At 62.6% G+C, this 19,622-nt stretch carries 3 protein-coding genes; all 3 read left to right on the forward strand.

The features are described from left to right. The first annotated feature begins 214 nt into the window (after window positions 1–214). The 3 genes from AC07W7_RS11255 (at window position 215) to AC07W7_RS11265 (ending at window position 19,516) form a co-directional block, all read left to right on the forward strand. A complete protein-coding gene (locus tag AC07W7_RS11255; protein ID WP_495039323.1) occupies window positions 215–13,147 on the forward strand; it encodes a non-ribosomal peptide synthetase in 12,933 nt (4,310 codons plus the stop codon). Between the two features lie 167 nt (window positions 13,148–13,314). Beyond that, window positions 13,315–15,876 (forward strand): hypothetical protein, encoded by a 2,562-nt coding sequence (locus tag AC07W7_RS11260; RefSeq protein ID WP_495039324.1) that lies wholly within the window; start codon window positions 13,315–13,317, stop codon window positions 15,874–15,876. A 220-nt stretch (window positions 15,877–16,096) separates the two neighbouring features. After that, window positions 16,097–19,516: a hypothetical protein gene (locus AC07W7_RS11265; protein WP_495039325.1), complete on the forward strand. Its 3,420-nt coding sequence runs from the start codon at window positions 16,097–16,099 to the stop codon at window positions 19,514–19,516. Window positions 19,517–19,622: the final 106 nt, after the last annotated feature.

Consider the following 19,622-nt stretch of genomic DNA (forward strand, 5'->3'; position numbering starts at 1 on the left):
AGGCCCGCCAACACGCCGGCCATGGATGTGCACCCAGAGGAGGACGACATGCGTTTGTATCGCGAGAACCCGGCGTTCCAGGCAGGGGTGTCTGAGATGAGCCCATCGACCCGCTGGCACCATGGCCCTGCGCGGCAGGCGACCGGCTGAATACGCCGCGACACGCCCCCTATCCCCGATTTCCCCGTAAGCCGATTGCAGGCAGGAACCCCTCATGATGGACGCCCTCGAACTTCCCCGCACCCTGGTCCAGTCCCTCCAGCGCCGTGCCGCGCAGACCCCGGACCAGGTGGCCCTGCGCTTTTTGGCCGAGTCCGCCGATGACAGTGTGGTGCTCAGCTACCGTGACCTGGACCTGCGCGCCCGCACCATTGCCTCCGCCTTGCAGGCCTCGGCCGGCCTGGGCGAGCGTGCGGTGTTGCTGTTCCCCAGCGGCCCGGATTATGTCGCGGCGTTCTTTGGCTGCCTGTATGCCGGGGTGATCGCGGTGCCGGCCTATCCGCCGGAGTCCACCCGCCGGCATCACCAGGAGCGCTTGCTGTCGATCATCGCCGATGCCGAGCCCAGGCTGTTACTGACCAGCAGCGGTTTACGCGATGCCCTGGGGCAGATCGAGCAAGCGCCGCCGTTGCTCTGCGTGGATGAACTGCACAGCGAAATTGCCGCTGATTGGGTCGCGCCAAACCTGCAGGACAACGATATCGCCTTCCTGCAATACACCTCCGGCTCCACGGCCTTGCCCAAGGGCGTGCAAGTCACCCACGGCAACCTGGTGGCCAACGAACTGCTGATCCGCCGCGGGTTTGGCATCGACCTCAACCCCGATGACGTGATTGTCAGCTGGCTGCCGCTGTACCACGACATGGGCCTGATCGGTGGCCTGCTGCAACCGATCTTCAGCGGCGTGCCGTGTGTGTTGATGTCGCCGGCGTACTTCCTTGGCCGGCCCCTGCGCTGGCTGGAAGCGATCAGCCAATACCGCGGGACCATCAGCGGCGGCCCGGACTTCGCCTACCGCCTGTGCAGCGAGCGGGTCAGCGACTCGGCCCTGGAGCGCCTGGACCTGAGCCATTGGCGCGTGGCCTATTCCGGCTCCGAGCCGATCCGCCTCGACACCCTGGAGCGCTTCGCCGAAAAATTCGCCTGCTGTGGTTTTACCCCGAACAACTTCTTTGCCTCCTATGGCCTGGCCGAGGCGACCCTGTTTGTCGCTGGCGGCACCCGTGGCCAGGGTATCCCGGCGTTGCGTGTGGACGAGCAGGCGCTGGCCGCCAACCGGGCCGAGCCAGGGCAGGGCAGTGCGATCATGAGCTGCGGCACCCGCCAGCCCGAGCATGGGGTGCTGATCGTCGAACCGCAGACCCTGGCTGAACTGGCCGACAACTGCGTCGGCGAACTCTGGGCCACCGGTCCGAGCATTGCCCACGGCTACTGGCGCAACCCCGAAGCCACCGCCAAGACGTTTGTGCAGCACGCCGGGCGCACCTGGTTGCGCACCGGGGACCTGGGCTTTATGCGCGACGGCGAGGTGTTTATCACCGGGCGCCTGAAAGACCTGCTGATTGTGCGTGGCCACAACCTGTACCCGCAGGACATCGAGCAAACCGTCGAACGCGAAGTGGAAGTGGTGCGCAAGGGTCGTGTCGCGGCCTTTGCAGTGAACGACCAGGGCCTGGAAGGCATCGGTATCGCCGCAGAAATCAGCCGCAGCGTACAGAAGATCCTGCCGCCCGAAGCCCTGATCAAAGCCATTCGCCAGGCGGTGGCCGAGGCCTATCAAGAGGCGCCGTGCGTGGTGCTGCTGCTCAACCCCGGCGCGTTGCCGAAAACCTCCAGTGGCAAGCTCCAGCGTTCGGCCTGCCGCACCCGCCTGGCCGATGGCAGCCTCGACAGCTACGCGCAGTTCCCCGAACAGGGCGGGCAGGCCGGCGAGGAGGGCCTGCAATCAGCACTGCAACAGCAGATTGCGGCGATCTGGTGTGAACAGCTGCAGGTGGCGCAAGTGGCTGGCGATGACCATTTCTTCTTGCTTGGTGGCAACTCCATCAGCGCCACCCAGGTGGTCGCCCGCCTGCGCGAAACCCTGGGCCTGGAACTCAACCTGCGCCTGTTGTTCGAGGCGCCGGTGCTGGCCGATTTCGCTGCCGGCATCGGGCAATTGCAGCAGGACGGGGGTGTGGCCCAGGGCGCAATCAGCGCCTTGTCACGCCAGCAGGAGATGCCGCAGTCCCTGGCGCAAAACCGCCTGTGGATCACCTGGCAATTGGACCCGCAGAGCAGCGCCTACACCATCCCCGGTGCCCTGCGCCTGCGTGGCGAGCTGGACGAAGACGCGCTGCATGCAAGCTTCGCGCAACTGATCCAGCGCCACGAAGCGCTGCGTACGCGGTTCTATGAGCGTGACGGCCAGGGCTACCAGCGCGTCGATGCCCAGCGTGAATTTGCCGTGCAAGTCATCGACCTGCGCGACCTGCCCGTGGCCGAGCGTGAAGCTCGCGCCACACAGATCCGCGAGGACGAGGCACGTACCGTATTCGACCTGGAACAAGGCCCGCTGCTGTGGGTCACCCTGTTGCGCCTGGACGATGAAGACCACCAGTTGCTGGTGACCCTGCACCACATCATTGCCGACGGCTGGTCGCTGAATGTATTGATCGACGAATTTTCGCGCCTCTATGCCGCCGCGTCCCAGGGCCAGGCCGTCGAGTTGCCGGCCCTGGCCGTGCAGTACGCCGACTACGGCAGTTGGCAGCGCCAATGGCTGGCCGAGGGTGAAGGCCAGCGCCAGTTGGATTACTGGAAGCAACAGTTGGGCGACGAACATCCGACCTTGAGCCTGGCCACCGACCATCCGCGCTCGGCCCAACAACGCCACAGTGCCGCACGCTACAGCCTGCGCCTGGAGGCGGGCCTCGGCGAAGCGATCCGCCAGACCGCCCAGGCCCACCAGGCCACCCCCTTCGTGCTGTTGCTGACGGCATTCCAATGCCTGTTGCACCGCTACAGCGGCCAGCGCGATATCCGCATCGGCGTGCCCAATGCCAACCGTGGGCGCCAGGAAACCCAGGGCCTGATCGGCTTCTTTATCAATACCCTGGTCATGCGCGCCGAGGTGGACCCGCGCCAGCCCTTCAGCGAACTGCTGGCGGCGACCCGCCTGGCGGCCACCGAGGCCCAGGCCCATCAGGACTTGCCCTTCGAGCAATTGTTGGAAGCTTTCCCACAGGCCCGCGAGCAAGGCCTGTTCCAGGTGCTGTTCAACCATCAGCAACGCGACCTGGGCGCCTTGCGCCGCCTGCCGGGCCTGCTCGCCGAAGAGCTGCCATGGCACAGCCGCGAGGCCAAGTTCGACCTGCAGCTGCACAGCGAAGAAGACCGCCACGGGCGCCTGAGCCTGTCATTCGACTACGCTGACGAACTGTTCGACGCCCGTACTATCCAACGTCTGGCCGCGCATTTGGTCAGCCTGTTGCAGGCCGTCTGCGCGCAACCGCAGCAAGCCCTGGGCGATATCCCGCTGCTGAACGCCAACGAGTACGTCGAGCAACGCCACTGGGGCGAAGCCCCCTGCGCACCGGCGCAGCGCCTGGTGCCGGAGCAACTCAACCACTATAGCGACGAGCGCACCGCCCTGGTCTGGCACGATGCCAGCCTGACCTTCGCCCAACTGCACACCCAGGCCAACCGCCTGGCCCATTACCTGCGCGACAAAGGCGTCGGCCCGGACGTGTGCGTGGCGATTGCCGCCGAGCGCTCGCCGCAACTGCTGATCGGCTTGTTGGCGATCCTCAAGGCCGGCGGCGCCTATGTGCCGCTGGACCCGGACTACCCGGCCGAGCGCCTGGCCTACATGCTGGCCGACAGTGGCGTGCAATTGCTGCTGACCCAGACCCATCTGTTGCAACAGTTGCCGGCGGCCGAGAGCGTGTCGGTGATCGCCATGGACAGCCTCAAGCTCGACAGCTGGCCGACCCAGGCCCCGGGCCTGCACCTCAATGCCGACAACCTCGCCTATGTGATCTACACCTCCGGCTCCACTGGCCAGCCCAAGGGCGTGGGCAATACCCATGGCGCCCTGGCCGAGCGCTTGCAGTGGATGCAGGCCACCTATCAGTTGGATGCAAGCGATGTGCTGCTGCAAAAGGCACCGATCAGTTTCGACGTGTCGGTGTGGGAGTGCTTCTGGCCGCTGATCAGCGGGTGTCGCCTGGTCCTGGCCGGCCCCGGCGAGCATCGCGACCCCCATCGGATTGCGCAACTGGTGCAGGCGCATGGGGTGACCACCCTGCATTTTGTGCCGCCGCTGTTGCAACTGTTTGTCGATGAACCCCTGGCGGGCGAATGTACCAGCCTGCGCCGGGTGTTCTCCGGTGGCGAAGCCTTGCCCGCCCAATTGCGCAATCGACTCCTGGCGCTACTGCCAATGGTGCAGTTGCACAACCGCTATGGGCCCACCGAAACCGCGATCAACGTCACCCATTGGCACTGCCAGCGCGCCGACGGCGAACGCTCGCCGATTGGCCGCCCATTGGGCAATGTGATTGGCCGGGTGCTGGACGCGCAATTCAACCTGTTGCCCGCTGGGGTGCCGGGGGAACTGTGCATCGGCGGGATCGGCCTGGCCCGCGGTTATCTGGGGCGTGCCGGGTTGACCGCCGAGCGTTTTGTCGCCGACCCCCTGGGCGCGGCGGGCGCACGCCTGTACCGCACCGGCGACCGCGTGCGCTGGACGGCCGACGGGGTGCTGGAGTACCTCGGGCGCCTGGATCAGCAGGTCAAGTTGCGTGGCTTTCGTGTGGAACCGGAAGAAATCCAGGCGCGGTTGCTGGCCCAGGCCGGTATCGCCCAGGCCCTGGTGCTGATCCGCGACACCGCCGGCGGTGCCCAGTTGATCGGTTACTACACCGCCAGCGGCAAGTTGGATGAGCAGGACGTGAAAGCCGCCCTGGCCGCCGAGTTGCCGGAGTACATGGTGCCGGCGCAACTGATCCGCCTCGACGTCATGCCCCTGGGCCCCAGCGGCAAAGTGGACCGGCGTGCCTTGCCGGAACCGGTGTGGCAGGTGCGTGAACATGTCGAACCGCAGACCGCCCTGCAACAGCAGATCGCCGGGATCTGGCGCACGGTGCTGGGCGTGCCGCGTATCGGCCTGCGTGACGACTTCTTTGCCCTTGGCGGCCATTCGCTGCTGGCCACGCAAATCATCTCCCGCACACGCCAGGCCTGTGATGTGGAGCTGGCGCTGCGCACCTTGTTTGAAGCCAGTGAGCTGGGGGATTTCGTCGAGCAAGTGCGGCTGATCCAGGCCAGTGGCCAACGCAACCAGCAGACCGCGATCGGCAAGGTGGATCGCCGCCAGCCGGTGCCGCTGTCCTATTCCCAGCAGCGCATGTGGTTCCTCTGGCAAATGGAGCCAGACAGCCCGGCCTATAACGTCGGCGGCATGGCGCGCTTGCGCGGGGTGCTGGATGTGGGGCGTTTCGAGGCGGCGTTGCAAGCCTTGATCATGCGCCACGAAACCCTGCGCACCACCTTCCCGAGTGTCGATGGCGTGGCCCGGCAGAACGTTGCCGCGCAAAGCAGCGTACGCATGAGCTGGCAGGATTTTTCGGCGCTGCACGAGGCTGAACGGCAAGTACGCTTGCAGCAACTGGCTGACCAGCAAGCCCACAGCCCCTTCAACCTGGAAACCGGGCCGTTGCTGCGCGCCTGCCTGGTCAAGGCCGGCGAGCAGGAGCACTACCTGGTGCTGACCCTGCACCATATCGTCACCGAAGGCTGGGCCATGGACATCTTTGCCCGTGAACTCAGCGCGCTGTACGAAGCCTTTATCGATGAGCGCGAATCGCCCCTGGAACCGCTGCCGGTGCAGTACCTGGACTACAGCGTGTGGCAGCGCCAATGGCTGGAGGCCGGTGAGCGCCAGCGCCAGCTCGACTACTGGACCACGCAACTGGGCAACGAGCATCCATTGCTGGAACTGCCCAGCGATCGGCCACGCCCGGCGGTGCAAAGTCACCAGGGCGAGCTGTACCGTTTTGACCTTGGCGATGAACTCGCCGCCAAGGTGCGCGCCTTCAATGCCGAGCAGGGCCTGACCCTGTTCATGACCATGACCGCGACCCTGGCGACGCTGCTCTACCGCTACAGCGGCCAGACCGACCTGCGCATCGGCGCGCCAGTGGCCAACCGTATTCGCCCGGAAAGCGAAGGGCTGATCGGCGCCTTCCTCAACACCCAGGTGCTGCGTTGCCAGCTCGACGGGCAGATGCGCGTCGCTGAGCTGTTGGAGCAGGTGCGTCACACCGTGATCGAAGGCCAGTCCCATCAGGACCTGCCGTTCGACCACCTGGTGGAAGCCCTGCAACCGCCGCGCAGCGCCGCGTACAACCCGCTGTTCCAGGTGATGTGCAACGTGCAGCGCTGGGAGTTCCAGCAAAGCCGGCAACTGGCCGGGATGACCGTCGAATACCTGGCCAACGATGCGCGCGCCACCAAGTTCGACCTCAACCTGGAAGTCACCGACCTCGACCATCGCCTGGGTTGCTGCCTGACCTACAGTACCGACCTGTTCGACGAGCCGCGCATTGCGCGCATGGCCGCCCATTGGTGCAACCTGCTGGAGGCGTTGATCGCCGACCCGCAACAGCGCTTGAGCGAACTGCCGCTGTTGCACGTCGATGAACAGCGTGCACTGCAAGACAGCCTCGGCCTTGAGGCTGGCGAGCACCGTCTCGACCAGTGCATCCATCAGCTGTTCAGCCAACAGGTCCAGGCCCGTGGCGATGCCCCGGCATTGACCTTTGCCGGGCAGACCCTGAGCTACCGCGAGCTGGACCGCCGTGCCAATCGCCTGGCCTGGATGCTGCGCGAGCGTGGGGTGGGCCCGCAGGTGCGGGTCGGCCTGGCGCTGCCGCGCTCACTGGAAATGGTCATTGGCCTGCTGGCGATCCTCAAGGCCGGTGGCGCCTATGTGCCGCTGGACCCGGAATACCCCCTGGACCGCCTGCACTACATGATCGAAGACAGCGGCATCGGCCTGCTGCTCAGCGATGGGGCGATGTTCAAGGCCCTGGGCGAGTTGCCCGCCAGCGTCAGTGGCTGGTGCCTGGAAGATGACCTGCCGGCGCTGGCCAACTACCCGGCCAGCGACCTGCCGACGATCAGCCTGGCGCAGCACCAGGCGTACCTGATCTACACCTCCGGCTCCACCGGCAAGCCCAAGGGCGTGGTGGTGTCCCACGGTGAAATCGCCATGCATTGCCAGGCGGTGATCGAGCGCTTTGGCATGCGCCCCGACGATTGTGAGCTGCACTTCTATTCGATCAACTTCGACGCCGCCACCGAGCGCCTGCTGGTGCCGTTGCTCAGTGGCGCGCAGGTGGTATTGCGCGCCCAGGGTCAATGGGATGCCGAAGAAATCTGCGGGCTGATCCGTGAGCACCGCATCAATATCCTCGGCTTTACCCCCAGCTATGGCAGCCAGTTGGCGCAGTGGCTGGCCACGCAACACCAGACCTTGCCGGTGCGCATGTGCATTACCGGCGGCGAAGCCCTGACCGGCGAGCATTTGGCGCGTATCCGTGCGGCGTTTCAGCCAGCGCTGTTCTTCAATGCCTATGGACCGACCGAAACCGTGGTCATGCCCCTGGCCAGCCTGGCGCCGCAGGTGCTGGAGGAGGGCGCCGGCAGTGTGCCGATCGGCAGCATCATCGGCGCCCGGGTTGCCTATATTCTGGATGCCGACCTGGCGCTGGTGCCCCAGGGCGCGACCGGCGAGCTGTACGTGGGCGGCGCCGGCCTGGCCCAGGGTTATCACCAGCGTCCGGGCATGACCGCCGAACGTTTTGTGGCCGACCCCTATGCCGATGGCGGGCGTCTCTATCGCACCGGCGACCTGGTGCGCCAGCGCGCCGATGGCCTGGTGGAGTACCTGGGGCGCATCGATCATCAGGTGAAAATCCGTGGTTTCCGTATCGAACTGGGCGAGATCGAAACCCGCCTGCTGGAACACGAGGCGGTACGCGAAGCCGTGGTCCTGGCCCTGGACACGCCGGGTGGCAAGCAACTGGCGGCGTACCTGGTCAGCGCTGCCAGCGATCATGGCGCCTTGCGCGAGGCACTCAAGAGCCACCTGAAGGCGCAACTGCCGGACTATATGGTGCCCGCGCACCTGATGGTGCTCGACAGCATGCCGCTGACCGCCAACGGCAAGCTCGACCGCCGCGCCTTGCCGCAGCCGGACCCCGAGGCCAATCGGCAAGCGTACGTGGCGCCGAGCAATGCGCTGGAGCTGAGCCTGGCCGCGATCTGGTGTGCGGTGCTCAATGTGCGGCAGGTCGGGCTGCACGATAACTTCTTTGAGCTGGGTGGCGATTCTATCCTGTCGATCCAGGTGGTCAGCCGGGCGCGCCAGGCGGGGATTCATTTCAGCCCTCGCGACCTGTTCCAGCACCAGAGCGTGCAGGCCCTGGCCGCAGTGGCCACGCGCAGTGAGCAGATCACTGCCGAGCAAGGTGTATTGACCGGCCCTTCGGGCATGACGCCAATCCAGCACTGGTTCTTCGACAGCGAGATCCCGGCGCGCCAGCACTGGAACCAGGCCTTGGTGCTGGCACCGGTGCAGGCCCTCGATCCACGTCGCCTGGAGCAGGCGCTGTTGGCCGTGCTGGAACACCACGACGCCTTGCGCCTGGGCTTCACCCAGCGCGACGCGCAATGGCACGCCGAGCATCTGGCGGTGCCGGAGGGCGGCGTGTTGTGGCTGGCCCAGGTGGCGGATATGGCGCAGTGCGAGGCGTTGTTCGCCGATGCCCAGCGCAGCCTCGACCTGGAGCACGGCCCGCTGTTGCGCGCTTTGCTGGTGGACGGGCCGCTTGGCCAGCAACGCTTGCTGATCGCCATCCATCACCTGGTGGTGGATGGCGTGTCCTGGCGTGTCTTGCTGGAAGACCTGCAAAACGTCTATCGCCAACTGAGCGACGGCCAGGCGGTCAGCCTGCCGGCCAAGACCAGTGCCGTGCGCGACTGGGCCGCCCGTTTGCAGGCCTATGCCAGCAGCGAATCCCTGCGCGAAGAACTGAGCCTGTGGCAGCAACAGTTGGCCGGCCCGGCGGTGGCGCTACCGGTGGACCGGGCGCACGGCAGCCTGCGTCATCGCGACGCCGAGACCGTCAGCGTGCGCCTGGATGCCGAGCGCACCCGCCAATTGCTGCAACAGGCGCCGAGCGCCTACCGCACCCAGGTCAACGACCTGTTGTTGACGGCATTGGCCCGCGTACTGTGCCGCTGGAGCGGGCACGCATCGACCCTGATCCAACTGGAAGGCCATGGCCGCGAAGCCCTGTTCGATGAGATCGACCTGACCCGCAGTGTCGGGTGGTTCACCAGCGCCTACCCACTGCGCCTGACACCACTGGAGGCCGGGCCGGGCGCGTCGATCAAGGCGATCAAGGAACAATTGCGCGCCGTCCCGCACAAGGGCCTGGGCTATGGCGTGCTGCGCTACCTGGCCGACAGCCCTTGTCGCCAGGCCATGGCGGCGTTGCCGAGCGCTTCGATTACGTTCAACTACCTCGGGCAGTTCGACCAGAGCTTCGACAGCCAGGCGCTGTTCCACCCACTGGAAACGTCTGCCGGCCCAGCCCATGACCCGGATGCGCCGCTGCCCAACGCCCTGAGTGTGGACAGCCAGGTGTACGGTGGCGAACTGGTGCTGCGCTGGACCTTCAGCCGTGAACGCCACGAGCGCCAGACCATCAGCGAACTGGCCGACGCCTACCTGGACGAATTGCACAGCCTGATCGCCCACTGCCTACATGAGGATGCCGGTGGCCTGACGCCGTCCGACTTCCCCTTGGCGCACCTGACCCAGGCGCAACTGGATGCACTGCCGGTGCCGGCCAGCGCCATCGAGGACGTGTACCCGCTGACGCCCATGCAGGAAGGCCTGCTGTTGCACACCCTGCTGGAACCGGGCACCGGCCTGTATTACATGCAGGACCGCTACCGCATCCACAGCGAGCTCAACCCCGAGCGTTTTGCCCTGGCCTGGAAAGCCGTGATCGCCCGGCATGAAGCCTTGCGCGCGTCGTTCTGCTGGAATGTCGGCGAAGCGATGTTGCAGGTGATCCACAAGCCCGGCAGCACGCCGATTGAATACCTGGACTGGACCGGCACCCCGGCCGAGCAACAGGAGCCACGCTTGCAAGCCCTGCTCAAAAGCGAGCGCGAGGCCGGTTTCGATCTGCTCAACCAGGCGCCGTTCCACCTGCGCCTGATCCGCGTCGGCGAGGCCCGCTACTGGTTCATGATGAGCAACCACCACATCCTGATCGATGCCTGGTGCCGCTCGTTGTTGATGAATGACTTCTTCGAGATTTACATGGCCCTGGGGGAGGGCCGCGAGGCACAACTGGCCGCGCCGCCACGCTATCGCGACTACATCGCCTGGCTGCAACGCCAGAACCTGGCCGAGGCGCGGCAGTGGTGGCAACAGAACCTGCAAGGCTTTGAGCGCACCACGCCGATCCCCAGCGACCGGCCATTCCTGCGCGAACACGCCGGCCACAGTGGCGGCATGGTCGTAGGCGATTGCTATACCCGTCTGGATTCGCGCGATGGCGCGCAATTGCGCGAGCTGGCCCAGGCTCATCAACTGACCGTCAATACCTTCGCCCAGGCCGCATGGGCCCTGGTGCTGCGGCGCTTGAGCGGCGAGCGTGACGTGCTGTTCGGCGTCACCGTGGCCGGGCGCCCGGTGGACATGCCGCAGATGCAGCGCACGGTCGGCCTGTTTATCAACAGCATCGCCCTGCGGGTCAAGGTGCCCGAGGACGATCAGCCGTGCAGCGTGCGCCAGTGGTTGAGCGCCTTGCTCGACAGCAATATGCAACTGCGCGAGTACGAGTACCTGCCGCTGGTGACCATCCAGGAACACAGCGAGCTGCCCAAGGGCCAGCCGCTGTTCGACAGCCTGTTCGTGTTTGAAAATGCCCCGGTAGAAGTCTCGGTGCTGGACCGTGCGCAAAGCCTGAACGCCACCTCGGACTCGGGCCGCACCCACACCAACTTCCCGCTGACGGCGGTGTGCTACCCGGGCGATGACCTGGGGCTGCACCTGTCCTATGACCAGCGTTATTTCGATGAAAGCACCGTGCAGGGCATGCTCGCCGAGTTCAAGCGCCTGCTGCTGGCGCTGGTGCAGGGCTTCCATGGCGAGATGGCCGACCTGCCGCTGATGGGCGCGCAGGAACGCGAGTTCCTGGTGCACGCTTGCAACCAGAGCGCCCATGAGTACCCGCTTGAGCGCAGCTACGTCGAACTGTTCGAGGCGCAAGTGGCGCAGCATCCGCAGCGCATCGCCGCCAGTTGCCTGGAGCAGCAATGGACCTATGCCGAGCTGAACCAGCGCAGCAACCGCCTGGGCCATGCCCTGGTCGCGGCGGGTGTCGGCCTGGACCAGCCGGTGGCGCTGCTGGCCGAGCGTGGCCTGGACCTGCTGGGCATGATCATCGGCAGCTTCAAGGCCGGTGCCGGTTACTTGCCGCTGGATCCCGGCCTGCCGAGCCAGCGCTTGAGCCGGATCATCGACCTGAGCCGCACGCCATTGCTGGTGTGCACTGCGGCCTGCCTTGAACAGGCGCAGGTGTTGCTCGACGACTTTGCCTGCGGCGCGCGGCCGAAGTTGCTGGTGTGGGAAGACATCGTGGGCGCAGATAGCAATCCGGGGATCTACAGCGGCCCGGACAACCTCGCCTATGTGATCTACACCTCCGGCTCCACCGGGTTGCCCAAGGGTGTGATGGTCGAGCAGCGTGGCATGCTCAACAACCAACTGAGTAAGGTGCCGTACCTGAACCTGAGCGAGCAGGATGTGATCGCCCAGACCGCGTCCCAGAGCTTTGATATTTCCGTGTGGCAGTTCCTCGCCGCGCCGTTGTTTGGCGCGCGGGTGGATATCGTCCCCAACACCATCGCCCATGATCCGCAGGGCTTGCTGGCCCATGTGCAGGCCCAGGGCATCACCGTGCTGGAAAGCGTACCGTCGCTGATCCAGGGCATGCTTGCCCAGGAGCGCATCGGCCTGGAGGGCCTGCGCTGGATGCTGCCGACCGGTGAGGCAATGCCGCCGGAACTGGCGCTCCAATGGCTGCTGCGTTACCCGGACATTGGCCTGGTCAATGCCTACGGCCCGGCGGAATGCTCGGATGACGTGGCGTTCTTCCGCGTCGACCTGGCCTCGACCCGTGGCACCTACCTACCGATCGGCACGCCGACCGACAACAACCGCCTGTACCTCCTTGATGGCGCGCTGGAGTTGGTGCCGCAAGGCGCGGTGGGCGAGTTGTGCGTGGCCGGCACCGGTGTGGGGCGCGGGTATGTCAGCGATCCGCTGCGCACCGCCCAGGTGTTTGTGCCGGACCCGTTTGGCGCACCCGGGGAGCGTCTGTACCGCACCGGCGACCTGGCGCGGCGGCGCAGCGATGGGGTGCTGGAGTACGTCGGGCGTATCGACCACCAGGTGAAGATTCGCGGTTACCGCATCGAGCTGGGTGAAATCGAGGCGCGCCTGCATGAACAACCCGAAGTGCGCGATGCCGCCGTCGGCGTGCAGGAAGGGGCCAATGGCAAGCACTTGGTCGGCTATCTGGTTGCCAGCGACGCCAGCCTCAGCCCTGGCGAACGCCTGGACCGCATCAAGCAACGCCTGCGCAGCGAGTTGCCGGAGTATATGGTGCCGTTGCACTGGTTGTGGCTCGAGCGCCTGCCGCTGAACGCCAACGGCAAGCTCGACCGCAAGGCCCTGCCGGCCCTGGAGATCGGCCAACTGCACAGCCAGGACTACCTGGCGCCGCGCAGCGAACTGGAGCAGACCCTGGCCACGATCTGGGCCGAGGTCCTGAAGGTCGGGCAGGTGGGCGTGCTGGATAACTTCTTCGAGCTGGGTGGGCATTCGTTGCTGGCCACACAAATCGCCTCGCGGGTGCAGAAGAGCCTGCAACAGGATGTACCGCTGCGGGCGATGTTCGAGTGCAGCACGGTGGCCGAGCTGGCGAGCTATATCGAGGGCTTGGCGGCCCATGAGATCAGTGCCGGCACGGTGGACCGGTTGAGTGATTTGATGGCGGAGCTGGAGGGACTCTAAGCAGGAGTGGGGCTGCTGTGCTGAGCAGGCAGCGGCGCCACTTTTCCATGCAAACTGTGAATTCTGACAGTAGAAAATTACTTTTTTTGGGCGTTTGCTAGGCCAGTGCCAATGGGGCGTAAGGCTTAAGCCTCTGGCAAAACGGCCATTGAAAAGGAGTTTTCATTATGTCAGGTACATTGCCACCTCTTGAGCTGCCTGCCCCCATCCTCGTTGAGGCTGAGGGAGCACTGAAAGTCGATTCGCTGAAATTGGTGGCGGGAGCTACCATTCGGGTCCGCTATGAGGAGATGACTCCGAGTCACCGGATTACGGTCCGTTGGCCTATCTCTGGTGGGGAGTACGCTCCTGTCAGCGCTCAGGATGGAGTCGAGGCCGGGTTTGTCGATTTTGTGATTCCTGCGCAATACGTGGGGATAAACATCAGCATTGCCCCCATCTCGTTCTCTTACATCGTAACGGTAGATGGCCAGGCGTATCCCCCTTCGGCGGCAGGGGCCGTTGTCATTGATCGGCCCTCGAATGCACCTTCCCCACTCTTTTTAGGCATGCACAAGGACGTTCTGGATCTGGCTCTACTGTGCTGCGATGACCCGGTTATCCATGTCGAGCCTTGGGCATTTATCGCCACGACCAATGTGGTCGAGCTTTATGTTGCTGGGGAATATATCGACGGTTCGCGATTCAGGCGTACTTACTACCGTAACGAGGCGGTCACGGCGGACGAAGTGCGTAATGGCTGGAGTAGGGCTCTGCCTCGAGCCGATCTGGCAGCGCTCAAGCATGGCAGTGAACTGTATGCGTATTTTTATGTAGCGTTTCGCCCCAGTACGGGTCCGAATCCTACTTACATTGGGTTTCCGGGCCTTGTTACGACGTTGCTCACCGAACCCCATCTGGCACTGACCGCGCCCCATCTGGTCGAGTCCGTGGACTGCGGCGCCGACGGCTGGGTACTCAACCCGGTGAACACGGTAGACGGCGCACATCTTCAGGTGGCCTACGAGTTTATGTGTCCAGGGGACCGGGTGTGCCCAACGGTTATCGGCACGCCAGGGTCGGGGTCGCCAGTGTTGGAGTGTCAGCAGGTGGCGGATGAGGCCAGTCTTGAATTTTGGGTGCCGCCTTCTGCCATCAGTGCCAATTTCAACCAGCCCATCCTGCTGGCCTACCGCGTGATGCGCTGCGATGGCAGTGAGTGGCAATCGCCTGCGAGGGAGGTCGAGGTTTTAGGTCTCAGTGGCTTGCCGACGCCAAGGGTGGAGCAATCAACCGGTAATGTTTTGGACCTCAATACGTTTAGCGGCGATGCCACTGCCTTGGTGGTGGTATGGGACTATATGGCCTTGGGGCAAGCGTGCTGGATGTGGATCACAGGCGAGGAGGAAGATGGCAGCCCCTACCGCTTTGAGGTGTTGGAAGGTGAGCCGGTCACCGAAGAGTGGCTGGCCAGTGGTGTCAGTGCGCAGCTGCCGCGCCTGGCGTTGCAGGCACTGGCCGATTGCAGTGATCTCCAGGTGCATTTTGCGGTGAATTTCAACGGCCGGTTGGACCGGGGCAGTGCGCAGACATTCCCCGTGTTGAGCCTGGAGGTTGTCCAGGAAGACCTGGTGCTCAACGCCCCAACGGTGCGCGAAGCGGTGGGTTCCCAACTGACGGTGTACAACGGCCGGGAGGGTGTGACGGTACGGGTAGCGTATGAGCGCATGAGTGCCAGCCATGGGATCAGCGTGTGCTGGAAACGCTCGGACGGTACATGCCTGCCGCTGATGTCTAAGCCAGGCAATAACGACCCGCAATACGTGGATTTCCATATTCCCCGGGAAGCGGTGATCCATGGGAGCGGCAAGACGGTAAAGATCCACTACACCGTCACCAGCCTGTGCAAAGTGGCGACTTCTGCGGACCTTGATTTGCAAATCAGTGTGCCGGTGCGTTTGCCGACGCCGGTGGTGCCACAGGCGACCAATGGCATCCTGGATTTGCGCACCTTTACTGGGGATGCGGACATCAGGGTTGAGCCCTGGTGGTTTATCTTGCCAGGTCAGAAGGTGTGGCTACGGGGGACCGGGACGCGCAAGGATGGCAGCCCTTACCACTTCAATATTTACCTGGGTAAAGAGGTGACGGCAGGCGAGCTCACTGCCGGTTTGAAAGATGTTTTGAGGCGAGTCGAGCTTGAGTTACTCAAGGATGACAGCCAGTTGACGTTTACCTGCAAGGTGACGGCCGATGGCAGTACCCGTGAAAGTGACGCAGTGCAGTTCTTGCCACTGGTGTTGCTGGTAAAAACAGTTTTTGATGATTTGACCACTTTTGATCGTGATGACTGGAATGGCTGGATGCGGGGCCCGGCAGCCTCTGACCCGCGAGACTTACAGATTGATAGAACCGGATCCAATCCGTATTTGCTCAACAATACGTATACCGATAAATCAGAGGGGGTTGTCCTGTGGAAGAATGTCACGGGTCTTAAGGTCAATACACGCTATGAGTTCAGCATCTTGATCAAAGGGATGAATGAAGTGCGTCCACTGCCGAGACTTTCTTTGTTGGCTGCAGGGCAGACGCTGGTGGGACCTGTGGAGATCACGGGTACGAATTGGTTGACGTACAAGGGGGTGTTTGTTGCCCAAGCGCAGACCGTGAAACTTGAGCTGTACAGCCATGTTGCCACTGGATATGGGAACGACTACGGCCTTGATGATCTGCGGGTCAGACAGTTGTGACCGCCTCCTGAGTGACCTGATGCCCGCCTTGTGCGGGCGTTTTTTATGGGCCGATTCAGTGCCGGAACCGTGCACCGTTGGTCGATTATGTGCGTTCCCAGTGGTTGAACTGTCAATTATGACAGTAGGCAAGACGCCTGTTTCCAAGGCTAGATAACTGCAGTTTTTGGCCTGTCAGCCAGGCCTGCTGGTTATCTTTCCTTGGACAGGAGGTCTTGTCATGGTTAAAAAAACCACCCCCCAACGTTCGCCATCGGCTGCTGTCGGGCCAGATGCCGAAGTTGCCGTCGAATTGCCCGTTCCGCAGATCCACTACGCCATCAATAACAATACCCTGGACCCCATTAAAGCGCGTGACGGCACGGCCGCGACCATTGCTTTTGCGGGGATGGGCACCACACCCATCACCGTGTATTGGGCGATCAAGGACCAGGATGAGCCTGTATTCGAGCCTATTGCCTATCCGGGCAGTACCAGCGGCAGCATCGATATTCCCATTCCATGGCAGTGGGTCAGTACCAGCATTGGGCATACGGTTTTGGTCTGGTACACCGCGAGGGTGGCAGGCCAGTTGAAGGAATCGTTGGTGCTGGAGTTGGAGGTCCAGCAGATCAGGGAGGAGGACCTCAAGGAGTCGCTGCCGGTGTTCGAGCATGCCAAGTATGTCCAGAGCACCTGGAAACTGGATATGAAGACCTTCAGGGGCGATGAGATTATCCGCCTTAAGGCTTGGCCGATGATCCAGGCCAAGCAGCGGTTGTTTATCAATGTGGCCGGTGATCAGCACAAGCCGCCGTTCGCGTTTAGCTGGGTGGCGCGGGACTATGTGGTCACGGAGGCCGAAGCCCATGAGGGGCATGTCTTTGAGTTCAAGCTGTCACGCAGCTGGATGGCACGTCGCGAGGACTATTCGGCACTGACCCTTCATATCGCTGTGATCTTTGATGGCACCGCCCCCAAGCCGCCGGTACCGGTCGACCCGATCTACGAAACCCAACTGCCCGAAAACGCCCACGAGTTTCATCCGCGTACGACGGTGCTGCTGTTGGTTGATAAGTCCCTGCACTTGCCTGCTCCGATCCTGGTCGAGGCTGATGGCTCGGGCCAGGTCGATCCACTCAAGTTGTTGGCGGGGGCCACAGTCCGTGTCTGTTACGACGATATGCAGAGCACGGACCTGATCACCCTGCGTTGGGAGTCCACCTTTGGTGATGACGCGCCCATTGCACCCCAGTATGGCGTGGAAGACGGGTGTGTCGATTTCCATGTTCCGCCGTTGTACGTAGGGATGCGCCTGGATAACTTTGCACTTTTTTCCTACACCGTGACTCGGGAGGACGAGGTTTTTGCGTCGCTTGAAGGTGTGGTGAGAATCCCGCTCCCCTCCAACTTGCCTGCACCCCAGGTTCTCCAGGCATATGACAAGATCCTGGATCTTTCCCGGTTGTGCTGTAAAGACCCGATTCTTTATGTCGCACCCTGGGCTTTTATTGATCCGACGCAACGTGTCGATGTGTATATCGGGGGCACTTATGCCGATGGCTCAAAAGCCAGGTGGAACTTTTTTACCGACTCACCGGTAACCGAGGAAGATGTTCGCAATGGCTGGAGCAGGGCCCTGTCACGGGAGAAGCTGGCCAGGCTCAAGCATGACAGTGAGTTGTATATCGTCTTCTATGTGGAGTTCCTTCCGCGTAAAACGGGGCGCCCGGTTTACCGCATGTTCCCTTCGCTTTTACTGACGCTGCAGACCGAGCCTCATCTGGAGCTGACAGCCCCTCATCTCGTCGAATCGGTTGACGACGGTACCCACGGTTGGGTGGTTAACCCGATCAATACCGTGGAGGGCGCACATCTTCAGGTGGCCTACGAGCATATGTGCCCAGGGGATCGGGTGTGCCCAACGTTTAGCGGCACGCCGGGGCCGGGTTCGCCAGCGTTGGAATGTCAGCAGGTGGCGGATGAGGCCAGTCTTGAGTTTTGGGTGCCGCCTTCTGCCATCAGTGCCAATTTCAACCAGCCCATCCTGCTGGCCTACCGCGTGATGCGCTGCGATGGCAGTGAGTGGCAATCGCCTGCGAGGGAGGTCGAGGTTTTAGGTCTCAGTGGCTTGCCGACGCCAAGGGTGGAGCAATCAACCGGTAATGTTTTGGACCTCAATACGTTTAGCGGCGATGCCACTGCCTTGGTGGTGGTATGGGACTATATGGCCTTGGGGCAAGCGTGCTGGTTGTGGGTAACGGGCGAGCAGGAAGATGGCAGCCCCTACCGCTTTGAGGTGTTGGAAGGTGAACCGGTCACCGAAGAGTGGCTGGACAGTGGCGTCAGTGCGCAGCTGCCGCGCCTGGCGTTGCAGGCACTGGCCGATTGCAGTGATCTCCAGGTGCATTTTGCGGTGAATTTCAACGGTGAGTTGGACAGGGACAGCGCGAAGACATTCCCCGTGTTGAGCCTGGAGGTTGTCCAGGAAGACTGGGTACTCACAGCCCCAACGGTGCGCGAGGCGGTGGGTTCCCAACTGACGGTGTACAACGGTCGGGAGGGTGTGACGGTACGGGTAGCGTATGAGCGCATGAGTGCCAGCCATGAGATCAGCGTGTGCTGGAAACGCTCGGACGGTACGTGCTTGCCGCTGATGTCGAAGCCAGGCAATAACGACCCGCAATACGTGGACTTCCATATACCTCGGGAAGCGGTGATCCATGGGAGCGGCAAGACGGTAAAGATCCACTACACCGTCACCAGCCTGTGCAAAGTGGCGACTTCTGCGGACCTTGATTTGCAGATCAGTGTGCCGGTGCGTTTGCCGACGCCGGTGGTGCCACAGGCGACCAATGGCATCCTGGATTTGCGCACCTTTACCGGGGATGCGGACATCAGGGTTGAGCCCTGGTGGTTTATCTTGCCGAACCAGAAAATATGGCTTAGGGGCGTCGGAACTCAAACGAATAGCCGCCCTTATACGATCAACGTTTACTTGGGCGAGGGGGTGACGGCAGGGGAAGTGGGGGCGGGTTTGAAAAAGGCGTTGAAGCGTTTTGATCTTGAACTCTTGAAGGATCTCAGCTCCCTGATCTTTACCTGTAAGGTGACTGCCGATGGCAGTACCCGTGAAAGTGAAGCGGTGGTATTTCCGATACTGGAATTGAGTATTCGGGCCAATTACAAAAGCGACTTTGACGATTTTGAGCATTATCCAGACCAGGAGTATCTGGGGCCAGGCAGTGTCATCAAGACTCGTCTATTGGATTTTGAATTGCCTGCATCGTCTCCCCAAGGCATTGGGCTTCACCCGGTCAGAACTGACGGAGAATTGATGCCAGGAATGATCGAGGGCAAGGCATTGGCATTGCAATGCGGTGGAACCACTAATGTAATGCAGTTATCACGACTGAAGTTTAAATTCAGATGTGCGCGGGTGAGATTTGGTTATTCAAATATCGGACCCCGTACGGCTACGTTCAGGTTCTACGGTGAGAGTAATCAGTTACTTGGAACCCGTGAAGCACTGACAAGAACATGGGTGGATTTCCAGGCCGAAAACGGAGCGAAAATAGTACGTATTGATGCTTTGAGCCTTGGGCATGGAGCGATTGATTCGCTAACGATCTGGCATGGTGGCGAAACTTATCGTCATTGAGCTGATACTCGCCCTACAGAAAAGGGGTGAGCGAAAGCTGGGAATCGACCACTCTATATTGGCTCGACGAGACACAAGAGTGCCCGCTTTGTGCGGGCATTCTTGT

Source organism: Pseudomonas sp. GW821-FHT01D09, from assembly GCF_059422465.1.